At 31.7% G+C, this 24,650-nt stretch carries 27 protein-coding genes and 1 other RNA gene; 11 read left to right on the forward strand and 17 right to left on the reverse strand.

The genetic code is table 11. From position 1 onward, the window contains the following. Positions 1–543: 543 nt before the first annotated feature. From WPG_RS11490 to WPG_RS18225, 7 genes are all read right to left on the reverse strand, one after another. Positions 544–1,497: a Fic family protein gene (locus tag WPG_RS11490; protein ID WP_045472709.1), complete on the reverse strand. Its 954-nt coding sequence runs from the start codon at positions 1,495–1,497 to the stop codon at positions 544–546. A 242-nt stretch (positions 1,498–1,739) separates the two neighbouring features. After that, entirely contained in the window at positions 1,740–2,156 is a 417-nt protein-coding gene (locus WPG_RS11495; protein WP_144374466.1) for a hypothetical protein, read from the reverse strand. A gap of 302 nt (positions 2,157–2,458) precedes the next feature. Beyond that, entirely contained in the window at positions 2,459–3,070 is a 612-nt protein-coding gene (locus tag WPG_RS11500; protein WP_045472715.1) for a hypothetical protein, read from the reverse strand. Positions 3,071–3,243: 173 nt separating this feature from the next. Next, entirely contained in the window at positions 3,244–3,813 is a 570-nt protein-coding gene (locus tag WPG_RS11505) for an RDD family protein (RefSeq protein WP_045472718.1), read from the reverse strand. A 967-nt stretch (positions 3,814–4,780) separates the two neighbouring features. After that, positions 4,781–5,101: a peroxiredoxin family protein gene (locus tag WPG_RS11510; protein ID WP_052471252.1), complete on the reverse strand. Its 321-nt coding sequence runs from the start codon at positions 5,099–5,101 to the stop codon at positions 4,781–4,783. Further along, entirely contained in the window at positions 5,101–5,334 is a 234-nt protein-coding gene (locus WPG_RS11515; protein WP_045472721.1) for a hypothetical protein, read from the reverse strand. The genes WPG_RS11510 and WPG_RS11515 overlap by 1 nt, the downstream gene beginning before the upstream one ends. A gap of 293 nt (positions 5,335–5,627) precedes the next feature. Further along, the gene (locus tag WPG_RS18225) at positions 5,628–5,774 is read right to left on the reverse strand and encodes a hypothetical protein (RefSeq protein ID WP_171817178.1); all 147 of its coding nucleotides are present in this window, start codon (positions 5,772–5,774) and stop codon (positions 5,628–5,630) included. A 186-nt stretch (positions 5,775–5,960) separates the two neighbouring features. Here WPG_RS18225 and WPG_RS11520 point away from each other — a divergent pair, with 186 nt between their 5' ends. From WPG_RS11520 to WPG_RS11560, 9 genes are all read left to right on the forward strand, one after another. Further along, complete coding sequence (locus tag WPG_RS11520) at positions 5,961–6,971, forward strand: transporter (RefSeq protein ID WP_045472724.1); 1,011 nt, start codon at positions 5,961–5,963, stop codon at positions 6,969–6,971. Continuing rightward, positions 6,916–8,349, forward strand: a complete 1,434-nt coding sequence (locus WPG_RS11525) for a DUF1254 domain-containing protein (protein WP_052471253.1) — start codon at positions 6,916–6,918, stop codon at positions 8,347–8,349. The genes WPG_RS11520 and WPG_RS11525 overlap by 56 nt, the downstream gene beginning before the upstream one ends. Positions 8,350–8,368: 19 nt before the next feature. Beyond that, complete coding sequence (locus WPG_RS11530) at positions 8,369–9,448, forward strand: DUF1254 domain-containing protein (protein ID WP_045472727.1); 1,080 nt, start codon at positions 8,369–8,371, stop codon at positions 9,446–9,448. Between the two features lie 19 nt (positions 9,449–9,467). Next, positions 9,468–10,010: a glycine zipper family protein gene (locus WPG_RS11535; RefSeq protein ID WP_052471254.1), complete on the forward strand. Its 543-nt coding sequence runs from the start codon at positions 9,468–9,470 to the stop codon at positions 10,008–10,010. A gap of 25 nt (positions 10,011–10,035) precedes the next feature. After that, a complete protein-coding gene (locus WPG_RS11540) occupies positions 10,036–11,088 on the forward strand; it encodes a BamA/TamA family outer membrane protein (protein ID WP_045472729.1) in 1,053 nt (350 codons plus the stop codon). Positions 11,089–11,258: 170 nt separating this feature from the next. Then, a complete protein-coding gene (locus tag WPG_RS17540) occupies positions 11,259–11,852 on the forward strand; it encodes an outer membrane beta-barrel protein (protein ID WP_052471256.1) in 594 nt (197 codons plus the stop codon). Between the two features lie 18 nt (positions 11,853–11,870). Further along, positions 11,871–12,548, forward strand: coding sequence for a hypothetical protein (locus tag WPG_RS11550; protein ID WP_045472732.1), 678 nt, complete (start codon positions 11,871–11,873; stop codon positions 12,546–12,548). Between the two features lie 81 nt (positions 12,549–12,629). Then, a complete protein-coding gene (locus WPG_RS11555; RefSeq protein WP_052471257.1) occupies positions 12,630–13,184 on the forward strand; it encodes a Crp/Fnr family transcriptional regulator in 555 nt (184 codons plus the stop codon). 49 nt (positions 13,185–13,233) lie between these two features. Next, positions 13,234–14,247 (forward strand): DUF481 domain-containing protein, encoded by a 1,014-nt coding sequence (locus WPG_RS11560; protein WP_084221571.1) that lies wholly within the window; start codon positions 13,234–13,236, stop codon positions 14,245–14,247. 95 nt (positions 14,248–14,342) lie between these two features. Here WPG_RS11560 and WPG_RS11565 read toward each other — a convergent pair whose 3' ends face one another. The 3 genes from WPG_RS11565 to ssrA form a co-directional block, all read right to left on the reverse strand. Continuing rightward, positions 14,343–15,236 carry a hypothetical protein gene (locus WPG_RS11565; RefSeq protein WP_045472738.1) on the reverse strand — a complete coding sequence of 298 codons (894 nt, stop codon included), beginning with the start codon at positions 15,234–15,236 and terminating at the stop codon, positions 14,343–14,345. 121 nt (positions 15,237–15,357) lie between these two features. After that, positions 15,358–15,975, reverse strand: coding sequence for a porin family protein (locus tag WPG_RS11570; RefSeq protein WP_262507868.1), 618 nt, complete (start codon positions 15,973–15,975; stop codon positions 15,358–15,360). A 397-nt stretch (positions 15,976–16,372) separates the two neighbouring features. After that, positions 16,373–16,767: a transfer-messenger RNA gene (gene ssrA / locus WPG_RS17805) on the reverse strand. A 127-nt stretch (positions 16,768–16,894) separates the two neighbouring features. Between ssrA and WPG_RS11575 the strand changes: the two genes are divergently transcribed. Both WPG_RS11575 and WPG_RS11580 read left to right on the forward strand, forming a co-directional pair. Continuing rightward, on the forward strand, positions 16,895–18,100 hold the full coding sequence (locus WPG_RS11575; protein ID WP_045472741.1) for an NAD(P)-dependent oxidoreductase: 1,206 nt from the start codon (positions 16,895–16,897) through the stop codon (positions 18,098–18,100). Next, positions 18,087–18,881: an SDR family NAD(P)-dependent oxidoreductase gene (locus tag WPG_RS11580; RefSeq protein ID WP_045472744.1), complete on the forward strand. Its 795-nt coding sequence runs from the start codon at positions 18,087–18,089 to the stop codon at positions 18,879–18,881. The genes WPG_RS11575 and WPG_RS11580 overlap by 14 nt, the downstream gene beginning before the upstream one ends. A gap of 4 nt (positions 18,882–18,885) precedes the next feature. On the opposite strand, the gene WPG_RS11585 is transcribed toward WPG_RS11580, so the two are convergent. From WPG_RS11585 to WPG_RS11615, 7 genes are read right to left on the reverse strand one after another with little or no spacing between them, the layout of a single operon-like run. After that, positions 18,886–21,633 (reverse strand): MSEP-CTERM sorting domain-containing protein, encoded by a 2,748-nt coding sequence (locus WPG_RS11585; RefSeq protein WP_045472747.1) that lies wholly within the window; start codon positions 21,631–21,633, stop codon positions 18,886–18,888. A 19-nt stretch (positions 21,634–21,652) separates the two neighbouring features. Next, complete coding sequence (gene xrtK / locus WPG_RS18995) at positions 21,653–22,102, reverse strand: exosortase K (protein WP_084221572.1); 450 nt, start codon at positions 22,100–22,102, stop codon at positions 21,653–21,655. Between the two features lie 48 nt (positions 22,103–22,150). Next, positions 22,151–22,822 carry a DUF1361 domain-containing protein gene (locus WPG_RS11595; RefSeq protein WP_045472753.1) on the reverse strand — a complete coding sequence of 224 codons (672 nt, stop codon included), beginning with the start codon at positions 22,820–22,822 and terminating at the stop codon, positions 22,151–22,153. Next, complete coding sequence (locus WPG_RS11600; RefSeq protein WP_052471259.1) at positions 22,785–23,183, reverse strand: DUF2809 domain-containing protein; 399 nt, start codon at positions 23,181–23,183, stop codon at positions 22,785–22,787. Before WPG_RS11600 ends, WPG_RS11595 begins: the two co-directional genes overlap by 38 nt. Further along, positions 23,180–23,803 (reverse strand): vancomycin high temperature exclusion protein, encoded by a 624-nt coding sequence (locus tag WPG_RS11605; protein ID WP_045472756.1) that lies wholly within the window; start codon positions 23,801–23,803, stop codon positions 23,180–23,182. The genes WPG_RS11600 and WPG_RS11605 overlap by 4 nt, the downstream gene beginning before the upstream one ends. Continuing rightward, entirely contained in the window at positions 23,800–24,321 is a 522-nt protein-coding gene (locus WPG_RS11610; protein ID WP_045472759.1) for a Coq4 family protein, read from the reverse strand. The genes WPG_RS11605 and WPG_RS11610 overlap by 4 nt, the downstream gene beginning before the upstream one ends. Beyond that, positions 24,318–24,650 carry a hypothetical protein gene (locus WPG_RS11615; protein ID WP_045472762.1) on the reverse strand — a complete coding sequence of 111 codons (333 nt, stop codon included), beginning with the start codon at positions 24,648–24,650 and terminating at the stop codon, positions 24,318–24,320. Before WPG_RS11615 ends, WPG_RS11610 begins: the two co-directional genes overlap by 4 nt.

The following is a 24,650-nucleotide window of genomic DNA, read 5'->3' on the forward strand; positions in this document are numbered from 1 at the left end:
CAACGGTCTTGTGTATGAAACGTAGCGTTGCTTAAAAGTAGTATATTCTGGTTAAACAATGAGCCGAGTTTTTATATTTTGTGCTAATTTATCATTTTTAAAGCTTAAAAATCTAAAAAATTGGCGGAAACAGCAAGAAAACACAGACATTTTGATAAGCCAAAACTAGCGATGTTTTATACATTGTGTTGTGCGGTCGTTGTTTCTTATCCAGTATAATTTATCCGTTAGTTTTTATCCGTTAGTTTTTATCCGTGGACCTGATCCGTTTCGCCTCAAACCGGAACATAATCTTTGCGAAAATTCGTACGCTCTGTACCAGATTTATCCATCAAAAAAATACGATCTGTTTTAGCGATTAGTACCTTTTTTATTTTGAGTGATCACGAGTGCATTTTAATGACGCACAACGGAATTGTGTATGGTTAGTTGCGTGGCTAAGCAACTAAATTAGTAAACAAATATGAACCTGAGAAAATTCCGAAGGAATTTTCCAAATAAGCACTTGCCAAAGCAATTAATTATACACGGTGTTGTGCCCAGTTATTTTAGTCGATACATCGTTTTATTTTTTTCTCCGATTTTTTCAAATAAACCGATTTCAGCTCCTTTTTTCAAATCTCTACTAGCTGTTGCAGAAGAAATATCCTTAAAAATATCCATATAATCTTTTCTTGTAAATTCAGTTTTATTCAAGGAAATATAATATTCTAACCGGTCTTTTTCACTTAAAGTTCTATTATTGAATTCTAATAATTGGCTTATTGAAATGTCAATTACGTTTAGCATATATTGGATAAATTTAGTTGATTTTCCAGATTTATCACTTTCAGCCAAGGCTTTATAATATTTTTCTTGGTCGTTGCTAATTAAAGTTTCAAATGGTAGAAACTCAAATATTGGATATTTTTCCATTAAAATTAAAGTTTGCCATAATCGTCCCATTCTGCCATTTCCATCTAAAAAAGGATGTATGAATTCCATTTCGTAATGAAAAACACAACTTTTAATTAACTCAATTTCATCTGAATTTTTTAAATATTCAAAAAGGTCTTTCATTAAGTATGGCACATTTTCAAAAGGTGGTGCTAAATGCTCAACTTTAGAGCCTTTAACGATTCCTACACTTTGATTTCTATATTTGCCAGAATTTTCAATTAGATCTTCCATTAAGTTTTGATGTGCCTTTAAAAATGATTTTTCATTAGAAGGATTGTATTCTTCTAAATTTTCATAGATTTTAATAGCATTTAAAACTTCAAGAACATCTTTTTCAGGACCAATAACTCTTTTGTTTTCAAGAAGTGCTGTTATTTGTTCTTCCGTGAGTGTGTTTCCTTCTATTTTTAATGAAGAATGAATAGTTTTAATCCTATTTTGTTTTCTGAGTTTCGGTGAAGGTTTGTTTAATAAATTAGCATTTACTTCTCCTATTTTTTCAGAAATAGAAGTTATTAATTTTAAAATCGAAGATGTTATTTCGTAAGGTGGTTTCATTATGATACTATCATTTGATACTATCAAATATACATTCATTTCCTTTAATTATGTAATAGAACGGATTTTTTAATTGGGCACAACGGTCTCGTATAGCCGTCAGTTACGGGTTTAAAGTTACTGTTTTTCGGTTAAGCACTGACGTTAGTAATTCCGAGTGGATTCGGACGTAGTCGAATCCGCCGTAATTGCGGTTATACATTGTTGTGCTTAGTGTTTTATTCATCGTGATTGTCCAATTTCTAGTTTTTATTCGGTCTGATTTTTTTCCAGTCCCAATATTTAGAATACAATTCATCGTGCAGCATTTCAGTATTTTCAGCTAACTCACTTGTTTTATCTACAAAACTAATTTCAGTCCATTTCCCAAGATTTTCATCTGGGTCCGAAGTTCCGTCAATAATATTTAGCAGTTCAAATAAAACTCCGGCAGAGTTATCTGCTAAAACTTTTCTCAATGCACCTTTTAAAATAGGGTCATTTTTTAATTTTTCCAGAGAAGATTTTTCCATTTCGGTTAAACCTCCATTTGGTGGATAAGTCAAAAAATCAGTCGAGTTTCCTTTTTCCAATTCGTCAGCTGCGTATTCTGCATTTTCCTCAATTTTTTGTTGAAGAAAAAGCATTAAAGTATTGATATTATATTCTGATAGTTTCATTTTTTCCATTAAGCACAACGCCCACTGTGTATGGCGTAGTGAGGCGCGCCTCACGGAAAGCCATTGTTGCGCCTGATTAGCTATACACGCTGTTGTGTGTAGTATCGTTCGGAGTTCTCGTAGACTCGACTAAATATACATAAAATTGGCGAGGTGCAACAAACAGTGGGCGTTGGTATGTAATTAGTAGAAGGGCAGCGTTTGGAAAACGCGATTCTACGTGCCGTAGGCAATTACATACCAACGGTTTGTGTAAAATGCGTTTTAATGCATTTTTACACATTGTTAGAGTTCGTTATTGTTTACAATTTATATTTTTTATTAGTCAATAAGTGTGCTGCCCTTTTTTGTATTTTAAGAAAAGTACTTTCTTCTTTAAAACGCAAGATGATATTCCTAGTCAAATCAGGATGTAGAAGCGCTATATTTTGTGCTTTTTTATTTCCATTTAACAAAATATTATCTATTAACTTTTCATTGAACCCGTTTTCTTCCAGATCAATCCGGTATGACTCTGAGGGCTGGTCAACAAGCCCAGGACCTTTTAAAATCCTAGGATCTTCGTAGTGAGGTAGTTTCCACATTAGGTCTTCTTCAAGCTTTTCCACAATTTCTAACCTGTCTCGACTTTCAAAAACAGTATGGATTTTTTCAAATTTCAAGTCCATACTTTTGGTTTTAGAACAATACACTTCCAGTGCGTGGCGTACTTCGATATGATAGTATCCGTTTACATCAAGCGTGGGTGTCCACCACATAGCTATAAATTGATTCCGTAATTTACTATATAGTTTTAGTTGAAAATCAGTGTCCACCCATTCAATGTTTTCTTGGGTTATTTCATCTATTTCGCAAAATTCATTGTACAATACTTGCCAATCAGGATATACTCTTAAAGGTTGGTGTTTATACATTAAATAGTTTATTTAGAATGAACTCTAACGGACTCGTATAACCGTCAGTTACGGGTTTAAAGTTACTGTTTTTCGGTTGATCACTGACGCTCGCAATTCCGAGTGGATTCGGACGTAGTCGAATCCGCCGTAATTGCGGTTATACATTGTTGGCAAATCGTTTTTTAATTCATTCATGGCATTAATAAACTTAATCCGTAAAAATATAGTCCGCCAATTATTAAAATTCCGACAAAATTTATTTTCAATTTCGTGTTTTTTAAATCAGTCCAAATCGATTTAAATTTTTCTTTTTCCGACACAATAACTTTCGTGTTTGCAAGAAAGTCGCCAATTCGTCTTTCAGGATTTATTAGTCCAACAATAACTTCTAATGGCCAAGCAACACAAATGGTTAAATTCCGTACAAAGCATTGTAATTCATTCGCTGGTTTATTCGTTTTTCGGTCAATAACTTGAAAACCTAAAATCCGTTTTGCTGGACTTTTTGCATTGAAAAAGTCTTTATTTAAATAAATAAAAAAAGGAATAAAAACTAAAACTATTCCAATTCCGTTATTCAGACTGTCTTTCATTAATGCTCCTAATCCAAAAATTAGAAATCCCAATGGAACAATTAAAAGACACATAATACAATGGTCTAAAAACATACTTAAAATTCGGTTAATTCTTGGGTTATTATTCGCAACTTTAGAAATTTCTCCGACTATTATTCCATCGCTATTGTTATTTGTTTCTGTCATTTATCAAATGTTTGCCAACGCCCACTGTGTATGGCGTAGTGAGGCGCGCCTCACGGAAAGCCATTGTTGCGCCTGATTAGCTATACACGCTGTTGTGTGTAGTATCGTTCGGAGTTCTCGTAGACTCTACTAAATATACATAAAATTGGCGAGGTGCGACAAACAGTGGGCGTTGGTATGTAATTAGTAGAAGGGCAGCGTTTGTAAAACGCGATTCTACGTGCCGCAGGCAATTACATACCAACGTTTAAGCTATGGTTTCGTTACGGAATGACACGCAGTGTTATTCCGGTTAAGCACTAAAGATAGCAAAAGTGCAGGAATTTTCCAGCGGAAAATTCCCCCGTAATGAATTATAGCTGTTGTTAGCGACAGTGATTTATATTATTTATACACCATTAGCCGCTCCGCTATTCAGTCCAGCGTAGTTAAGCTGAAGAGCGACGCAGATACCAACGGCACAAATAGGGCAGACGCGGAACAAGTCCAAAGTCAAACGTAGTTTTTATAATTCCAGTTTTGCAGTTTTATCTTGCTTAAAAATCAAAAAAAAATCGCTGCGCGAGAAGGTTGGGAAAGTGTGCGAAAGTACATTGTCGCTAACGCCCACTGTGTATGGCGTAGTGAGGCGCGCCTCACGGAAAGCCATTGTTGCGCCTGATTAGCTATACACGCTGTTGTGTGTAGTATCGTTCGGAGTTCTCGTAGACTCGACTAAATATACATAAAATTAGCGAGGTGCGACAAACAGTGGGCGTTGGTATGTAATTAGTAGAAGGGCAGCGTTTGGAAAACGCGATTCTACGTGCCGCAGGCAATTACATACCAACGGACTTGGCTATGAGTAGTTGCGTGGGTTAGCACTTAACTTAGCAAGTACGTACCAAACTGAAAATCCTCGTGGATTTTCAGAAGTAGGCGAGAACAAGCAATTACTTATAGCCATTGTTGGCAAATCGTTTTTATATTATAATAGTTTGTTCATTTTCCGTTCAATTTTTTTAATAAGATTTAAGCTTAATACATCATTCACGTATTCAACTTTTCCTTTTTTATCAATTATTATATTGTACGGATAATAAGGGATTTTGAATTTGTCAATCAATTTACCATCTGGCACTACTGTAAAATCAAGCTTGGTTGTTTCTAAAAACTTAATTAATGAATTTTTATCGTTCCAAGTGACAGCAAAAAACTCTACCGATTTATCTTTGAATTTCATCTTTAACGCATTTAAATCAGGAAATTCTTTAACACAAGGTTTGCATTGAATAAACCAAAAATTCATTACAATAATTTTCCTTTTAAAGATTCTAAAGTATGCTTATTACCATTGATGTCCTCAAAGCTTAATTCATTCAATATAGAACCATCTATTTGCTTTCTTAATTCTTTTTTTTCTTTTTCAATGGCTTTATATTTCTCATTTAATTCCTTTTGTGATATTGATTTTTTCTCTTGACTAAAAGTTTTCAGTGAGACTAAAGCCAATATTATAAGAATTGAGGTTTTAAACTTCATATTTTAATTTTATTTAGAGATTCTCAAATGTTTGCCAACCGCACTATATACATCTGTAAATTTATATAATTTTAGTAAAATTCAAACTTTAGATCGTTTTATGTTTTGATGGCAACTAGCACTATGTTAATATAGGAAGAGTAATTAATATCAACTTTTTTATCAACCAAAAAATAAAACCCTTGTATTTAAAATACATACAAGGGTTTATGGTGGAGCCAAGAGGAGTGAAGTCGAACTTTTTTGGGGAGGATTTAGCTATTTTTTAAATCAGTTATTTTATAATAGTACAATTATTTACTATTTATAAAGTTGTTGAATTCCGTCTTTGCAGTTAGACTTTCAAAAAGAGAGACATGTCCACCACCAGTAATTTCAACAAACTGTCTGTTTTGACAGGTTGAGCAACTTAATACGTCTTGTTTAAAAGTTGGCCACATGTTAAATATTCTATTTTTTTAACATGGGGTAAATTTTTTTTGGTACATTAACTGTAATTTTGATTTTAATCGTTATGATATCTTGTAAAATTTATTAAAAGTAAGATGAACATTTCATTAAATATCTATTAGCTCATTTCAAATTCTCAAGAGTTTCCCTAAACGTTAAATTTAATAAATACAAATATGAAAATTGCATTAAAAATTTCGTTTTTACTTTTCTTTTTTATCAGTTATTTGACTTATGCTCAAGGAGATGGGCCAGAAAGTCATTTTCTAAAACCACAAAAAATGTGGGGTTTAAACATAAAATATCTAAACCTAAATCAGAACATGTCTGTAAACGGGGATTTACTGACACCGAATCTAAACCTAGAGATTAATTCCTTTCCCATAACACTTTTTCATGTCTTCTCAATTAAAGGGCAACATGCCGAAATTGTAGCTATGATGAATCCTACATCTATATCGTCAACCTTAGATTTACCAAATCCACTTGAGGACAGAGTTTTTGATAAAACAGCTTTCTCCGACGGATTTATTGGGTTAAAAGTTGGAATGGTTAATGGTAAAGCAATAAGCCTAGAAGATTATATGAAAGGTAAGATAAACTTTACAATGATGAGTTATTTTAGAATATGGTATTCTGGATCTTATGACAAGGATGAATTGGTAAATATAGGTACAAATAGAACTACTTTTGAATATGGGATCCCCACAACAATGTCTCTTTGGTCTAAAGGTAATTCCTCAACAAACCTCGAACTATTTCCAAGCATACGATTTTTTACAAAAAATAAAGATGTGTTAGTTAATCCTGTTTCAAATGCAAGTGTAGAAAGAACTCAAGCTCCTTTATTTGTTTTTGAGAATCACATTATACATAACTTTAATAAAAAGTTACGTGCCACTTTAAATGGAAGATATCAGGTTGGTGGACAAACCACAACTGATGGGAGTAAAGATGGCAATTCTTTCAATAATTATGGAGCAACAATTGGTTTAGGTTATCAATTACATCCACTTATTTATTTACATGCAGATTATGGTGGCATTGTATTCGGAGGTGGTGAAGCAGAGTCTAACATGTTTAGATTTAACTTACAACTAAATTATTTAAAAATTAAAAAAATAAATAGTCATGAACAAGCTAAAATTTATAACCATTTTATTATTAATCTTTTTCGTTTCATGTAATAATGAAAAAAATAACAATTCAAGTACAAAGGAAATTTCAATTTCAAAAGCAGATTCAACAAAAGTAGCTTTAGTTACTCAAGCATACATTTATGGTTATCCTATGATGACGATGGATTATACCCATAAAATATCATCAAATGTAGCGTCAGATAACGGTATGGGAAAAGGCCCTATGAATCAATGGGGGAATATGCATAAATTCCCGAAAGCAGGCTTTACAGAAGTGGTTCGTCCTAATCTTGATACCTATTACAGTGTTATATATGCAGATTTAGGTGAAAGCCCTTTATACTTGCATATACCAGCTACAGAACGGTATTATCTCATGCCAATATTAAATGCTCATGGTGATGTAATTAAGTCTGTAGGATCAAGAACAACAGGGCAAGGTGCTGTAGATATCGCTTTGGTAGGTCCAACATATGATGGTGAAATTGATGATGATTTAACAGTAATTAGATCTACAACAAATCTTAATTGGATGTTAGGAAGAGTAGCTGTAAAAAATAATGAAGATGGTAAAGTTGAAATAGCAAATTTTCAATCTAAATTAATTGCTCGTCCTCTTTCTGAACGTAACAACAAAAATTATGTAAATCCTAAAGGAATAATTAACCCTGATTATTTAAATAAAGTTCCTATGGATGAAGTAGATAATAAAGATATTACCACCTATTTAAATGAAGTCATGCAATTAATGATAGATAACCCCGGTTATGCTACTGATAAACCTTTACTAGAAAAATTAAAAACCATTGGATTTGAGCCTGGAGGTGATTTTAAATTGGATCAATTTAATTCCCAAACACAAGAAATGGTAAAGAAAGTACCTTCAATAGTCCAAGGACTATTTTCAAAAATGACTGCAAATCCACCCTCAGAAAACCTTCAAAATGGATGGAATGTAATTACATCTGGTTTAGGAGAATATGGTACAGAATATTTTTTAAGAGCTTATGTTACAAAAATTGGTTATGGTGCAAATCAGTCTGTAGATGCTATATATCCAAACTCTGCAGTAGATTCTGAGGGGAATAATTATAATGGATCCAATAAATATGTATTACATTTTAATGCTGACCATATGCCTCCTGTAAACGGGTTTTGGTCTTTAACCATGTATGATAAAAAAGGATTTTTAGTTGACAATGCTATTGATAGATACAACTTAGGGGGTATGAAAGACCTTACGTATAACAAAGATGGTTCTCTAGATATATTTATTCAAGCGGAAGAACCTGAAAAATTAAAAACAAACTGGTTGCCTAGTCCACAAGCCGGTGAAGCATTTGAATTAACGTTTAGAATGTATTACCCAAAAGAAAATGTTATAGACAGATCCTATAAAATGCCTGGAGTTAAAAAAGTTAAATAGGATATTAAAGTAAATAATCATGAAAAAACTGCACATTATTATGATTGCTGCAATGACAGTAACAATATTTTCTTGTAAGAATGACAAAGCTACAGAGACAAATACAGATGAAGTAAATGAAACAGTAAAAGAAGTTGTTTCTGAAAAATCAACAACCATTCTGACAGATGAAAACTTTGGTCTAGCAGAATCACAAATGATTTTTGCAAAATATGTAAAAGACATTGCTGCAGTCACTAAAACAAAAGGTGTAGGAGTTTTTATGCACAATAAAAAGGCTGCAGATCCAAAAGACAAAACGGTTGTAAGAATCAATTTTGATACACAATACTCAATTGCAATTTTAGATTTAACAGAAGAAGCTACCTTAACCATGCCCGAGACCAATGGAAGATACCAGAGTGCTTGGCTTATCACTGAAGAGCATTATAATCCAATGGCAATTAATAAACCTGGAACCTATAAAATAACCCAAGAAGATATGGGTTCTAGGTATATTATGCTGGTGATTAGGACTCAGGTGAATATGACTGATCCAGAAGATCTTGCAAAAGTATCTGCATTACAAAATCAGTTACAATTAAGTCAAAAAGATAGAGGATCTTTTGTAATTACTAATAATTGGGACAGACCGGAAGTTTTAAAAATGCGAAAGAAATACCAAAAAATAGCAAAAGAAAAAGGTATTGTTTCAAGTGTTATGTTTGGTAAAAAAGGAGAAACAACTTTAGAAAATCACAATGCTGGTGTATCCACAGGTTGGGGAGGTATGACCTCTAAACAAGCGGTTTATCCTAATTATCAACCTAAAAATTCAAATCCTGCAACGTTAACTTTAAAAGATGTTCCTGTCGATGCTTTTTGGTCTATTACCGTTTATGATCAAGGAGGATGGGTTATTGGAGAACATTTTAATGTGAATAGTTCTTTTGCAAAAACGAACGAAAATGGGGAATATATCATACATTTTGGAGGTGATAAAAATGCTGACAACTATCTTGATACTTTTGAAGGATGGAACTTTATTTTACGCATGTATCAACCTACAGAAAAATATTTTGATGGTTCTTGGAAAGTCCCAGAGTTAGTGCAATTTTAAAATTTAAAAACAGATAATTATGAAAGCTTCAATAAAAATTTACGCAACACTACTACTATTTTTTCTAACCTTTACGCTTGCTTCTCAAGAAACAATAACAATCACAGAGGAGAAAAAAACGACACTTAAGCTACCAAAAGATTACTCCAAAACACTTGGCTTGTTTATTTTTCCTTCAAAAAATCAAGACAGTTTACAACAGCAAAAAGATTTGAAAGAATGTTATTCTTGGGCATACAATCAAACTAAATTTGACCCAATGAATCCCACAAAAGTTACAGTTAAAGAAGCTGAAAAGGTAAAAGGCGGAGCCGTTGCAGGAGCCGCAAGAGGGGCTGTTGCAGGAGTGGCTATAGGCGCAGTTGCAGGAGATACTGGAGATGGCGCTGCAATAGGGGCAGTAACAGGCGCAATTAGAGGAAGAAGAGCCACTAGAAGAGCGCAGAGTATTCAAAATGCTCAGAATACTCAAAAAGCTAAAAGTATTGAAAGCGAAATAAAAACGAGTTTCGTAAAAGCTTTTTCAGCTTGTATAAAAGCAAAAGGATATAGTATAAACTAAGTATATTCAATTAAAAAACTAAGAAATGAGAGTTGTTCTAACATGTTTGGTGTTTTTAAGTTTTTTAAATTTTTCTTACGGTCAAGAAAAGGAAGAAACAGAAACCAAGAAGGATAAAAAATTAAAAGTTGTCCCTTATATAAGTTACAACAGAACATACGAGTTTATGTTTGGTGCTGTTCCTATGTTGATGTATAAAGTTAACAAAAAAGACACCATATCTCCAGAATCCATTTCGGGTCTTATGGGCATATATACCACTAATAAAACTTGGTTTGCCATAGCTTTTTCCAAATTATATTTAATGGAAGATCATTGGAGAATAACAATAGGAGCTGGTTTAGGAAATGCAAATTCACAGTTTCTTAGCGGTGGTACTAGTTCAAGTTTTATAGATTATCAAACAGGAGCAGATTTTTTTAAATTAGAAGTACAACGTAAAATAGGAGAAGATTTATATTTTGGAGCCAACTATATGTACACTAAATTTAATAATGAGTTTAATTTTGATACACCGGTAAATGAAGAAGTAAGACTTAATGGTTTAGGATTTGTATTTCTTAGAGATAAAAGAGATAATGTTTACTATCCAACAAAAGGATCCGAATTAAATATAGATTATACAGGATATCTTGGTTTTATGGGTAATGATGATGAATCAAGCAAAATTGAATTGCAGTACAATCATTTTTTTAAAGCTAAAAGAGGCAAAGATGTAATTGCTATTCGAGGTTATGGAGGTTTTGGTTTAGGAAACATACCATTTAATAATTTACTTGTTGTTGAGGGGACAGACTTAAGAGGGTATTCTATGGGTGAATATAGAGGTAAACAATTAGTAGCTTTACAAGGTGAATATAGATATAACTTTAAAGGAAACATGGGTGTTGTAGGTTTTGCTGGTTTAGGTTCGGTTTATGGCTCAGAAGTTGAAGCCAATAACGGTAAAATATTACCAAGTATAGGTATGGGATATCGTTATACTGTATTTCCAAAAAATAAAATGAATATTGGTATAGATGTTGCCGCAGGAAGAGACGATTGGGGAATTTATTTTAGGATTGGTGAGGCTTTTTAAATTATTTTTATTGCTTTAAAACAATATGATGATAACCAGACACAAACATTTTATAATAAACAATACCTTTGATTTTAGAATGAAAATTAACCATTTAATTTTATAAAGTATAGCCTATGAAAACAATTACTAAAAGCTTATTTCTTCTATTTTTTTGTTAATTGGTTTCGGTGTCGTCTTATACTCAGATTGAAATTACACCTCAAGCAGGTTACCAGGTAGGTTCTAAATATAATTATTATGACGGTTATATGAAACTAAAGTCTTCCGGGCACTTTGGTGTAACTGTCGATTTTGATGTAAACCCTATTGGCGCTCAAGTTGAGTTAATTTATGCTTTTCAAAATACAGATTTAAATTTCAAAGATTATTATTTTTTTCCGTACGAAACCTATATCACCCAGTTTAATGTGCATCATATTCAAGCAGGATTTATTCAAAATTTTAATTATGACGAATCATTTCGCCCTTTTGCTGGGATATCCGCAGGGGTCGTAGTTTTTGATCCTCAGTACAATAAAAATAACGGAGGAATCCCGGATTATGATCCTGGCAACAGAACAAAATTTGAGTTTGGATTTACCGGTGGTGCGAAGTATTTTTTTACAGATATAATTGGTGTGAGGCTTCAAGCTCAACTATTAGTCCCGTTGGAATGGGGAGGAATTTATTATGGCTCAGGTGGTGGAGGTATCTATACCTCTGGAGGTTCTCTTTTACAACTTAACTTTACAAGGGGGCTAATATTTAGATTGGGGGATTAATTATTTAAAAAACTTATTATGAAAAAAACTTTGTATTCTTTTTTATTGTTAGGATTTGTATTATTAAGCAGTTGTTCAAGTGTAAAAGTGTTAGATTCTTGGAAAGGAGAAAACCTTGCAACCATGTCAGACAAAAACATCCTTGTAATTGCCAGGACTGATAATCAACAGGCTAGAATAGCTATTGAAGAGGCTATGGCAAATGACTTAAGAAAAGCAGGTCTGAAGGCCACTGAAAGTTATTTAAAGTTTAACAGCATGAATCCTAACAAAAAAGTTGATCCAGGAACAGTCCAAGCGTTGATAGAAAAAGCAGGCTTTAAAGGTATTGTTATGAATGTATTAAAAGACTATAACGAGTCTATGGTTACGGAAGAATCTGGAGGTTATTATGCAGGAGGAACCAGATATTATGGTGGATATCCTGGGTATTATGGAGGGTTTTATGGATATTATCACAATCCATATTCTTATTCAACTTACGGAAATTATGTGCCAAGTACTAGTAACACAAGAATTTCTAAATCTTATATCTTAGAAACCCTGATTTACAATTTAGACGAATCCGAGGGGAAACAACTCGTTAGTGTTGTAACTACCCAGATTATCGATCCTGGCAGTGTCACTAAGACTGCAAAAGATTATTCCAAGCTAGTATTTAATAGTCTTAAGAAAAAAATAAAACAGGAAAAATAAATTTACTTAAAGCTTTTTTGTGGGATTAATATCAAATTGAACTTGAAGAGAAAAACTGAAAACTTGAAATAATTTTTTAACATGATAAAATTTAACCCCGTAATTTTAGAGTCAAAACCTTTTGCAGAATTAATAGAACAATCAGAATATTTTACTTTTGAAAAAAAGGAAATTATTGTTCAGGCAAATCATGTATGTAACTATTTATATTTGATAGAATCAGGACTTTTAAGAAGTTATTATCTTGATTTAAAAGGAAACGAAATTACACATTGGTTTGCATCTGAAAGTATGTTTATGACCATTCCTCCAAGTTTTTTTAACCGAGAAGAAAGTCAATTTAATATAGAAGCTGTGGAAAAAACAACCGTTAGAGCTTTTTCTATAGATCTACTAGAAAATGCCTTTGAAAAAAATAGAGTTATTGAAACATTTTGCAGGGTAATTGTAACACAAGTAATGATTTCTTTGGGTAAAAAAGTAATTGACTTGAAAACAAAAACTGCGGAAGAGAGGTATAAAGAGTTAAAAGTTATTTATCCTAACATTTTCAAAAGAGCCAGTTTAGGACAAATTGCATCCTATTTAGGAATTACGCAACAAAGCCTTAGTAGAATCAGATCAAAAAAGAAATGAGTCCTATATTTGTGATAATCAAATTAATATTTAATCCTGCAAAAAGGATATGAGATTTCATTTACTTTTTTTATTGTGCGCTATCAGCTTTTCATTGTATTCTCAAAACGATACAATTGCCCTAAAAAACGGTAAAAAAATATATGGTGAAATAAAAAACATTCAATCAAATGTACTTACCCTAGAAACTTCATACAGCGATAGTGATTTTAAAATAAATTTTAAAGAAGTTATAGGAATTAAAATACAAAAGATTTGTTTTGTATTACTTACAAAAGGGATAAGAAGAACAGGCTATGTCAAGTCAAATAAACCCAATTACTTTACAATTACAACAAAAGATAAAGTTAAGGAAACTTTTAAGCTAACAGATTTAATTTCTTTGGATGAATTATCAGAAGAGTATTGGGATCGGTTTAAATTTAATATTGATTTAAACTATACTTTAACAAAAGCAAATAAGGCAAGTCAGTTTGTAATTGAAGGAAATTTAAGCTACCGAGATTTAAAATGGATTTCAAATTCATCATTTAGTGCTTTAAATGCTAATCAAGATAATACAGAAGACATTCAAAGAACTGAGGTGAAAGCAGATATAAAACATATTCTCCCAAAAAAATGGTACTTACTAAGTAATTTGGGGTTCTTATCTAATACAGAGCAAGCAATAGAATCTAGATATACCATAATTACCGGAATTGGTAGGTATTTGCTGTTTACTCAGCAACTTTCTTTAGGTTTTAATTTTGGTCTAAATTTTAATATTGAAAAATTCAATGATGCTACAAGCAAAAATTCATCATCAGAACTTTATTTTGGTTCTGAGTTTGATATGTTTGATTTCAATGATTTTAAACTAATAACCAATTTTAATTTATTTCTTAGCAAAGGAGAATTAAGAAGAGTTAGAGCAGACTATACTATTAATATTCAATACGATTTACCTTTAGACCTTTATATCAAAACCGGGTTTAAATTTAATTATGACAATCAATCAGCAATTACAGGAAGTAATTCTGATTATCTGTTTACTTCAGGTATTGGTTGGTCTTTTAATAAGTAATGAAAAATTTAACTCAAGCATCAATGAATTTAAATTTAATTTGCTTTCATATTGCCTTTTATCCATATTATATTAAAAAAGGATTGATTTTTGAATTAAATATTTAGGTTAATACTTAGCAAAGGTCCTTGAAATATTAGACTAAATTTACCATCCCAATTGGACTTGTCAATAGTTGCTGTAAAATCAAAATAACGATAGTTAATTGCTACTCCTACGTTTTTATGAAACTGGTAATTTAAACCAGCTCCTAAGCCCCATAAACCACCAGAATATTCGCCAATGGTTAAGGCAAACCAATCAACTCTTGTTGTAAGCATCCATTTTGGATGTGGTGCATAAAAATACCAAGCACCTATATTGGGTAGGGGAGCAACTACACTCACCGAATTTCGTTTAAACTCAGTAGTTGCATTTTCTCCTGTATCATTATTGTTTAAGTATGCATATCCTTCAATATAGGTTTTTACATCTAAAACATGTGCGCCAAGCCCCATGCCTAATTCGTGCTTTTGCCCCTTTGAAATTGTTCTTCCAAACAAAAGACGAAACATTGTTAAATTTAATCCTAGTTCGAGTCCAGCGCCACCATCGTATAGTTGATCGTTCCATTCAATTTGATCGTCAATGGTTCTTTTAATTCCGTTTCCATCAGCAAAATAGTCAGCACTTAAAGACCACTTTCGAGAAAATCTCCAATTGAAATTTAAAAAAAGTGTCAATTCATTTTCGTTAAAATTAGCCTTTTCGCTAAAGTCAATAATTTCATTCTCAGAAGAACCATTCACCAAAACTTTAATTCCTTTATTAGAACTATATAAACCAGCTTGAACACTAAAACGATCTTTTAGTAGGGAGTGTTTATCTTGAGTATGGGTATTTGTTAGGGTATCTAAGTTTTTTTTAGGAGTATTTTCTTGAGCGTGGACGAAGTCATTAAAATTTAAAAAAATAAATAATATTAAAGTCCAATTCCAAAATTGTTTCATTAGTAAAGATTTATGGTGCAATCTAAGTTAATATTAATTTATGAAAATTATAAAAAAATTACAGGATTATTAAAACTCAACTCAAAATAAAATACTCATTAAAAATTACATAAAAATCAAATTATGATAAGTAGCTTTTTATTATAAATTGTGATTTAATGAGTATTTTTTTTGACTTACGCACTTCTTTTCTTTCCATTTTCTTTTCCCTGTTAGCATCTTTGATCGTATCAATTGCGGCTTTTTTGTCTTCTGAAACTCCAATAGGAATATTAACTTTTAAGAATAACGAACTGTTTTTAGCACTGAAATTATTTTTGTAAACATTGGTAAATCCATAATGATATCTTACCCCAATAGTCCATCCTAGACCTTTTAATAATCGATAGCCCATACCTGCTACGGCTCCGACTTCCATACGATTTATAAAATCTTTGTTGTCCTCTCTAATTCGTGCTGAATTTCCATCAATATCATAATTGTATTCAATAAATGCTTTATACATGACCCCAAATTGAGGCCCTCCTTCAACATAAAACTGATTTTTAAATCGGTATTTTGCTAAAGTTGGAACCAAAAAATAACTAATTTTTTGAGTAAAATCACCGCTGTCAGCATTTACCAGATTTGAAAAATCTCCCCCTAACTGCGCTACATCTGCAGTGGTTAATTGATCAACACCAAGGGACGATTTCACTAACACTCCAGTATTAAAATACCAATGGTCTTTTAATTTGATATCAAATTAAAAACCTAGATTAAAATCACGTTTAAAATTATCGGTTTCTAAACTCGAAATAGAGGAATAATTTAAACCACCATCCAATCCAAATTCAATTTTTCCACTATTTAGTTTATCGCCTAGTAGCAATGCAATAAGAACTTGAGATTGAAGATTGTAGGTAAATAAAATAAAAAAAGCGCAAAAATATAGTTTTTCAAGTCAAGCGAATGAATTCTGTTTTTTAAGTTAATAGGCTGGGATAAACTTGACATTATTACTTGTATTTATATTTATTTTAGTTGTTATTTTAATCAACATCAATTAATGTTATATTAATTTTGACTTAGGTCTGCAAATGACGAATATAAATAAAAATTATTACCTAAAATAAATTTTATTTTAGGTAATAATGCCGTGGAGTCGGAGAGAATCGAACTCTCGTCCAAACAAGTAACTAAAGAGCTTTCTACACGCTTAGTCTATTCTTAGATTTTAGATCGTAAACTAGTTAAAGACAACCTACTTACAACTTAGCTTCTTAATCTCGAAAAGGCATCAAAGCGCTACCTAATCTTAGTTAATATTTACGATGTCTCAAAAAAGAACGCCATTAACCAAGGCTTTCTGGAGACATAAAGCTTGCTCACCTAGTGAGCCGAGGCTTAATCTTACTATAATTCAGATTATGCAGCTAAAGCGTAGTTATTCTCGCCGTTTAAAATTTAGTCTAGCCTTTTACGTGTTTCAATACCATTACACGACGTGCTTACTATTTAATTAATCTCGCTGTCAAAACCAGTCGACCCCAAAATTTAATTAAAAGGACGACGAAGTTACAAAAAAAGTTGTGCAACCTCTTAAATCCAGTTATTTTAGTGCAATAATTATTCCATATTAAAACTGGCACTTTTGTCAGTTTCTAAAACATATTAGCATGAAATTCGCCATTATAAAAGAACGTAAAAATCCGCCAGATAGACGTGTGGTGTTTTCGCCAGAAACTTTAGCAGAAGCCAGAACTCAATTTCCTGATGCGGAATTTGTAGTTGAATCTTCGGATATTCGTGTATTTTCTGATGATACATATGCTGCTTTAGGTTTTGAAGTTACTGATGATGTTTCTGATGCAGATGTAATGATTGGAGTGAAGGAAGTACCAATTGAACATTTAATACCTAATAAAAAATATTTTTATTTCTCGCATACCATAAAAAAGCAGCCATATAATAGAAAGTTGCTCATTGCCATGTTGGAGAGAAATATAGAGATGTACGATCACGAGACTATAGTTAGAGAAAATAATTTACGCTTAATAGGTTTTGGTCGTTATGCAGGTTTAGTTGGTGCATATAATGGGTTTAGAGCTTTAGGTTTAAGAGATCATCTATTTAATCTGCCAAAGGTAGAAACCTTAGCAGACTTAGATGAAGTAAAATCTGAATTGGATAAAATAACAATCCCTAACATTAAAATTTTACTATCAGGTACTGGTAAAGTCGCTCTGGGAGCAAAGGAAATATTAGATCACTTAGGTGTAAAAGAAGTCAGTGATGCTTTGTATTTAACATCAGCGTTTACTGAACCCGTTTATTGTATGGTAGATGTTATGGAATACGCAAAGCGTAGCGATGGAAAAGTAGGAGATAAGTGGGAGTTTTACAAAGATCCAATTGGTTATGAAAGTAACTTTATGCCCTACGCTAAAGAAACCGATTATTTTATTACAGGTCACTTTTATGGTAATAATGCTCCTTATTTATTTACACGAGAAGATGCAAAGAAACTAGATTTTAGAATCAATTTAGTCGCGGATATTTCTTGTGATATTGATGGTCCTGTGGCAAGTACTATAAGACCTTCTACAATAGCTGATCCATTTTATGGTTATAATAGTATAACAGAACAAGAAGTTGCCTTTGATGATAAAGATGCAATTACTGTTATGGCAGTAGATAATTTGCCTTGTGAATTACCTAAAGACGCTAGTGAAGGATTTGGATCTACTTTCTTAGAGCACGTGATTCCAGCATTTTTTAGTAACGATAAAGAAGGTGTTTTACACAGAGCGAAGATTACTGAAAAAGGTAAACTAACAAAACGATTTAGTTACCTTCAGGATTATGTCGATGGACAAACATAACACGAAAACTGCTTTAGTAACTGGATCAGCATCTGGACTTGGATACGAGTTAGCACTTCTGCTAGCTAAAGATAACTATAATTTAATTTTAATAGATATAGATTCTGTAAAATTAGAGCAAGCCAAAATAAATATTAATAAAACTTATCAAACTAAAATTGAGATATTAGCTAGAGATTTATATGTGGTAAATATTGCACAAGAGATTTATAATCATGTCACTAATACTGAAATTGATGTGATTATAAATAATGCTGGTTTTGGTTTGTTTGGTACGTTTCACGATACAGATTGGGAGCGAGAATCAGAAATGTTGCACTTACATATTATAACAACAACGCACCTCATAAAGTTATTTTTACCAGATATGGTAAAACGTGGATCTGGAAGAATTTTAAATTTATCTTCTTTGGCAGCCTTTCAGTCAGGTCCATTAATGGCATTGTATTATGCGTCTAAGTCTTATTTATTATCTTTCTCACAAGCCATAGCTAACGAATTAAAAGGAACTGGAGTTACCGTTACGGTGTTGTGTCCTGGTCCGACGAGAACAGCATTTCAAGACCTTGTTTCCGAAGGTTGTAATAAAAATAAAATTGCCTTTAATATGGCATGTCCAAAAGAGGTTGCAACATATGGCTATAAAGCCATGCATAATGGTAGAGTAGTAGCAATTCCTGGACTTTTTAATAAGTTTTTGTCCATATTACCAAGAATGCTGACTCGAAATAGAACCACAAAAATTGTTCGTCAAATTCAAGATAAAAATAGAGATTCTTAATCTTTTAAAACACAGTTCGTTTTCTTTTATAGAGTAAAAACACTCCAAATAGAATAAGTAAAATAAACAACTCTGGCTCAGACATACGTTGCGTGTCTTCGTTTAAATCTAGTGATTTTTTACCCGAAAGTACCTCTTCTTGTTTCTTCTTTAATATTGCTTTTTGCGCTTCATTTTCTACTGCAATATATAATGTTAAAGGAGTCATTATTTTTGACATAAAGCTGTATTTAACTTGGTTATTCCATTCGTTTTCCGAATACTCGGGATGTAATATGTTAGACATCCATTTGCCTTGTAATAAAAGTCCGCTATTCCAGTTTTTAGATTTGATGTCAGCTTCATCAATTTCGAAAATTGAAGATTTTAAAACAATGTCAGCTTTGTTGTTATTTGGTAAATATGCCAGTGGTTGTGATGAGTTTGGCCATGGTAAAACAGAATGATTAGTTTTAAGTTTAATACTATCATTTACAAATTGTTTTGGTTTGTTTGTTAGGTCATGAGATGCTATATAGCCAATAGTATTTAGGTGGTAAAATAAGTTACTTTCAGGGAAAGTCATTTTAAAATCTTTAAAGTCTTTAGAAATTATAGAGCTGTACATATTGTCCGTAACGACAACAATTATAGGATACGTATTAGTTTTAATGTTATGGTTTTCAAATAATACTTTTTTGATTGCACGTTCTAAGTAAAAGCCTCCATCAAAGTATTCTCTATTGATGCTTGCTTTTAAATCGTTAAAATCTATAGTACGCGAATAGGTATTTGAAAAACTAACCTTGTGATTAGATTGTAATGGATTATCTTTTAGAAAATTATCAATAACCTTTTCATAAGTCGCTTTTAAGCTATCCTTTTCAGCCGATGCATCAATAATAAAATGATAATATGGTGTTCGCTCAACTTGAGTTAAAGTTTTCTTTTCGGCTACAGAAACATAAGCTATATGTTCGTTTTGGACTGAACTTTGAGTCGCTTGTGTAGATGATTTACCTAAAGTTAGTTTATGTTCATCAATAGTTATTGAAATTGGTTCTTTATGAATGAACTGAATACCTGTTTTTCTTACTTCATCTTTTGCAAAAGGAAATATTCTAAAGGATACTTTATTACCTGTTAAATAATGTAATAATCCAGGATCTCTATTTTCATTTCGTATTTCATTAAAAACCCACATTGCAGATTTCTTTTCGGCTAAAATCCCCATTTCTTTTTTAACGCCAACATAGAGATAGTAGTCATTAATCCAACAACCGTCTGGTAAGTCTATAGTAGTTGCATATTCTGATCTAAAGGCATTGTCATTGGCATTTGTAATTTCTATATCTATCCAACTCGTCCATTGCTTTTCGTTACTATCGTATTTACTTGTGGAATTAATATCGTTAATTTTTACATTACTATTTCTAACATTTTCTGATCTTAGATTAAATGACTCAGCCTTGAAGAAGATGCGTTCTATAGCGTTAATTTTTGCATGAGACAATGTGAGGTTGTCTAAAACCATCCATTTAAAAAACCGAGATAAGTAAGGGGTTTGATTTCCTAAGAAAAAATCTCCACGACTTTCTTTATTTCCTACGACTACATCTAGAGTTTTCTTTAATGATACCTTGTCAATAGTGTAGTCTTTTGAGTAATCTGGGTTATAGATATAGTCTAAGGTTTCGTGTAACACAATTTTATCTTTATGATAAGAAAGTGTTATGCCAATTGGTATTATAAGAAAACCGATTAGAGCAATGGTTAGAAGTAATTGCTTTGAAAAAAACGACTTTAAAAACGCATAATCCGATATTAATTCTTGAATATGAATTACAAAAAGTACTAAAGGTGCGAGCATTAAAAACCCAACACCAATAGCAATAATTGCAATCACAGAAAGGGGTAAAAAGGGCAAAAAGACAATAAAAAAGTAAAATGTATAAGCTAAAGTAATACTACGACCTGCATATAATAATAATCTAAGTTTCTTATTTTCAGTATTTGGTAAACAGATTAAAATACCATTGATTATAGCAATAATAAAAAACCAATGCGAACTAAAATCACCAAATACTCCTGTGTCTTGTCCTGTAAAACCATTTATTAAGAATCCGGAATTGACTAAAAGTCCAAGAAGCGGAAATAGTATAGCGATGGGTACTTTCCAGAAGAGTTGATATTTTTTCCATTGTTTTCCTTTTTTTATTGATAGAATATAAACAGTTCTAATTAGAAAAAACAGAAAAATTATAACACCAACTACCCAAAAAATGATTAAAGCATGCTCACCATACTTTGTGCCTACGAGTCTCCAAAACGGTGTTATAACCTGAAATAAAAGATACCATGTTAATGGCACTGAGAGTGATATTAAAAAATTTTGCCAAGCTTTGTAATTTTTATCTTTAGAAGTGAGTTTAATGACTATTATAAACAGTGAATGAATTAATGTTGGCATTAAAAATGTGCCAATATACATTAGCAAATCACCTGATAACATCCATCTAGGAATGCTCCAGGGCAAAATATAGCTCGAATCTATATTGTATTTGTAAATGAAGAGTATATAAAGAAATAAACTAAAAAATGCATAGTAAATAGAAAGGTCTTTTTTCTTAAAAATACAATATAATGTGTAAATTAAATTTAAGACAGCTAGCATAAATAGAGTAAATCCATAACTTTTCCAATAACTCAAATTTTCTTCTGTCAATAAGGTCTTGATAATATTATTGGTAGTGTGTTTATGACTAAAAGCCATCTTGGATTAAGTAAATTTTTCATACGTAACTATTGAATTTAGATAGTGAACGATTAACTATAGTATAAACCAGCATTAAAAGCGATAAATAAATAAAGACACCTTCTGCCTGGTGTAACCAAGGATATTCGAAAGCTGTTTGTTTTGCTATAAACATGGACGTTAAAATCCGAGAAGTATTTGCGATAAGAGTTAGTACAAAAGTTGCAACTAGCACTAGTGGAATAGATATTGTTTTTTGAAAATGAGATTTGCATACTTTCAAAATTAAAAGTGAAAAGGCTGCAAAGCTGATAATCCAAAAGTTAATACCAGAACAAGACTTGTCTATAGTGATATTTAGGTTTTCAAAATAGAAACCTGAGTCATTAGAATAGCTAAAGCCAGAGTCGACAACTAAAGAAATTATTCCGCTTAAAGGCTTCAGAATAAATGTTAAGCTATCATTTGTAGCATTTACATATAGTATTTTGCTAGGATAATACTGCTAAAAATGATGATATAATAAACTGTGTTTTTAATATTCATGCGGTGATAATTGATTTAAATTCTTGAACATAAAATAACCAACCACTAAGAATCCACCAAAGCCTAATGTAAATAACCAAGCTTCTGAATGCTGGAATGGAGAAATTAAGATGTTAATAACATCAGAAATTAAAATATGAGGATTGCTTATTATTTCCCAAGAATTGTAGCGAAGAAACCTTCCGAGATAGACACCAAATCCACATAAAAATAAAATGACTAATGTCAATGATGTCGTAGGGATTTTTCTAAATCTTGATGCTAATAATCGTTGCATATCATGTATAGACAAATAAAATAGAAATAAACCACTAAGCGCAAATGATAGAACAACTAAAACATCTAACCACAACATATTATCATTACTTATTCTAAAATGAATTAGATCTGTAACTATATATGGCGCATTTGGTAAAAAGACTAACCAAGCAAAAAACCAAAGCCCTAATTTGAGTCTGCTAAGATTTTGTTTAGAATTTAGGTACATGGTTATTACAAAAGGAATAATTGCTAGAAAGACATTCCAGATTAAGAATAAGTAGAAAAAAGACTTATTCAATTTAATACGTACCATAAGAACAATAACACTAAATGTTATAGCAATAGAAACTAATAAGAGGGTTTTAAACCTTGATTGTATGAGTGTTTTTAATCTTTCCATAATGTTGTTCTATTATTAATACGGTTATTATTCCTAATGTGTAAGCAATTAAATCTCCTATTTGGAACGTGTTTCCAAAAATGAGTGAAGCTGTAAAGCTATCTTCTAAATTAAAGTAAGTTAGGAATGGAGTGAGTTGAAGTATTTCAATGCTATAAGCAATAAAGAGGACGACAATAGCTGAGGCCCTCACACTCAAGTTAGAGCACCCTCTTAAAATTGCGTATAGTAAAATAACACAGAGATAATCGCCTACTGTATAGCGTATAAATCCTGTTTTTATAATAAAAGCGATTGCTAATTCTATGAGAAACAGAGAATGGGCAAGTACTAAATAATTTTTATTGAATTGTAATATCATTGTATTGTTATTTTTTCTCCTAAGAATTTGGGTTGTACATTAAATATTAAATCTATGAAAGCTTTAGAGCGGGCTAAATATTCTCTCAGGATAACAACATTTCTATCTTTAACAGGTTTTGCATTGAAGGCTATGGCTTTAATATTGAAATGATCTGCTATATAAATAGCACGTTGGTTATGAAATTTTTGAGATATAACTGTAATTTCATTCTGACCGAAAACTTCTTTAGCTCTAATCACTGAATCTAGTGTTCTAAATCCTGCAAAGTCTAGGAAGATTTTATCAGAAGGAATGCCTCTAGCAATTAAATCATTTTTAAAGTTTGTAGGTTCGTCATAGTTTTCTCTACTATTATCTCCACTAACTAAAATATACTCAATCTTACCTGCTTTGAAAAGGGCAACCGCTGCATCCAATCGATATTTATAAAAAAGGTTGACATTGCCATGGTAAGTAAATTTATTTACGCCAAGTAATAGACCAACTTTGTTTTTAGGAATTTTGGTCACGTTTTCATACAAGTTGTGTTTGGCTTTATAACTTACCCAATGATATATTGTAAAAACAGTTAAAGCTGCAAGCGCTAAAAGTGATAATAAGATTTTAAGTTTTTTCATTTTGAAACAACTAGATAATATTTAGATAACTCAGTTGATGTAAAAATAATGCCTCTTAGCTCATTAATAGATACGTTTAAAAATCTTTTGTAGTCGAAATGATGAAAAGGATTTGCACGTTTTCCTATTTTATATGATTTATAGTAATAATTGTAATAATCTGGAAGAATTGCAACTCCGAGAATAATTGCACCATACAAATATGGACTACGTTTTCCGTTACCATAGCAAAGACATTGTAAAGCAATTTCATCTTCAACTTTAGTGCTGTAATTGCATAGTACATGGTAACAATCGTGACGTTCAACTTTTGGTATTAATTCAAAATTGTTTTTATCTAAGAATTCGCCTAAGTGTCTTCCAAAACTAGGTTGTGGAAGTTTTAGTAAATCCGTTTTTGAAATATTCCAAGACTGATGTCCTTTAAATAATTTTGTATACATACCTTGCGAATGCTCAAACAACCATATTATAAGTTGTTTTCTTAAGTGTTTTATTATATGAAATAGGTTTTTCATGGTAGATTGGGATGATTTGGTTCAACGGCAAAATTGTTATTATGCATTTTTCTTCTACTAGATTTAATTTCACTTCTCCAAATGAATAGTGCTACTAAATAAACCGCAGCGAAGTAATAAATGGCTAATAAGCTTTTATCAAACTCAATAATGAATGCTATGCATAATGTAAATAAGATGATAATGTAATACGGGAAGTAAACTTTAAATACATACGGTTTATCTTTAGGATTTTTAGAAGCCCAAAACAAACAGGATATACTTAGTTTAATGATTATAAATGTTATTAACCCTATAAAAAAGAATCCAAATAGTATTAAGGCTATCAT

The sequence above is a fragment of the Winogradskyella sp. PG-2 genome, assembly GCF_000828715.1.
GTDB lineage: Bacteria > Bacteroidota > Bacteroidia > Flavobacteriales > Flavobacteriaceae > Winogradskyella.

Bases quoted from the DNA above. Each gene is read 5' to 3' on its own strand.
- WPG_RS11490 (WP_045472709.1), bottom strand. From the start codon at position 1,497: ATGAAACCACCTTACGAAATAACATCTTCGATTTTAAAATTAATAACT.
- WPG_RS11495 (WP_144374466.1), bottom strand. From the start codon at position 2,156: ATGAAACTATCAGAATATAATATCAATACTTTAATGCTTTTTCTTCAA.
- WPG_RS11500 (WP_045472715.1), bottom strand. From the start codon at position 3,070: ATGTATAAACACCAACCTTTAAGAGTATATCCTGATTGGCAAGTATTG.
- WPG_RS11505 (WP_045472718.1), bottom strand. From the start codon at position 3,813: ATGACAGAAACAAATAACAATAGCGATGGAATAATAGTCGGAGAAATT.
- WPG_RS11510 (WP_052471252.1), bottom strand. From the start codon at position 5,101: ATGAATTTTTGGTTTATTCAATGCAAACCTTGTGTTAAAGAATTTCCT.
- WPG_RS11515 (WP_045472721.1), bottom strand. From the start codon at position 5,334: ATGAAGTTTAAAACCTCAATTCTTATAATATTGGCTTTAGTCTCACTG.
- WPG_RS18225 (WP_171817178.1), bottom strand. From the start codon at position 5,774: ATGTGGCCAACTTTTAAACAAGACGTATTAAGTTGCTCAACCTGTCAA.
- WPG_RS11520 (WP_045472724.1), top strand. From the start codon at position 5,961: ATGAAAATTGCATTAAAAATTTCGTTTTTACTTTTCTTTTTTATCAGT.
- WPG_RS11525 (WP_052471253.1), top strand. From the start codon at position 6,916: ATGAACAAGCTAAAATTTATAACCATTTTATTATTAATCTTTTTCGTT.
- WPG_RS11530 (WP_045472727.1), top strand. From the start codon at position 8,369: ATGAAAAAACTGCACATTATTATGATTGCTGCAATGACAGTAACAATA.
- WPG_RS11535 (WP_052471254.1), top strand. From the start codon at position 9,468: ATGAAAGCTTCAATAAAAATTTACGCAACACTACTACTATTTTTTCTA.
- WPG_RS11540 (WP_045472729.1), top strand. From the start codon at position 10,036: ATGAGAGTTGTTCTAACATGTTTGGTGTTTTTAAGTTTTTTAAATTTT.
- WPG_RS11550 (WP_045472732.1), top strand. From the start codon at position 11,871: ATGAAAAAAACTTTGTATTCTTTTTTATTGTTAGGATTTGTATTATTA.
- WPG_RS11555 (WP_052471257.1), top strand. From the start codon at position 12,630: ATGATAAAATTTAACCCCGTAATTTTAGAGTCAAAACCTTTTGCAGAA.
- WPG_RS11560 (WP_084221571.1), top strand. From the start codon at position 13,234: ATGAGATTTCATTTACTTTTTTTATTGTGCGCTATCAGCTTTTCATTG.
- WPG_RS11565 (WP_045472738.1), bottom strand. From the start codon at position 15,236: ATGAAACAATTTTGGAATTGGACTTTAATATTATTTATTTTTTTAAAT.
- WPG_RS11575 (WP_045472741.1), top strand. From the start codon at position 16,895: ATGAAATTCGCCATTATAAAAGAACGTAAAAATCCGCCAGATAGACGT.
- WPG_RS11580 (WP_045472744.1), top strand. From the start codon at position 18,087: ATGGACAAACATAACACGAAAACTGCTTTAGTAACTGGATCAGCATCT.
- WPG_RS11585 (WP_045472747.1), bottom strand. From the start codon at position 21,633: ATGGCTTTTAGTCATAAACACACTACCAATAATATTATCAAGACCTTA.
- WPG_RS11595 (WP_045472753.1), bottom strand. From the start codon at position 22,822: ATGGAAAGATTAAAAACACTCATACAATCAAGGTTTAAAACCCTCTTA.
- WPG_RS11600 (WP_052471259.1), bottom strand. From the start codon at position 23,183: ATGATATTACAATTCAATAAAAATTATTTAGTACTTGCCCATTCTCTG.
- WPG_RS11605 (WP_045472756.1), bottom strand. From the start codon at position 23,803: ATGAAAAAACTTAAAATCTTATTATCACTTTTAGCGCTTGCAGCTTTA.
- WPG_RS11610 (WP_045472759.1), bottom strand. From the start codon at position 24,321: ATGAAAAACCTATTTCATATAATAAAACACTTAAGAAAACAACTTATA.
- WPG_RS11615 (WP_045472762.1), bottom strand. From the start codon at position 24,650: ATGATAGCCTTAATACTATTTGGATTCTTTTTTATAGGGTTAATAACA.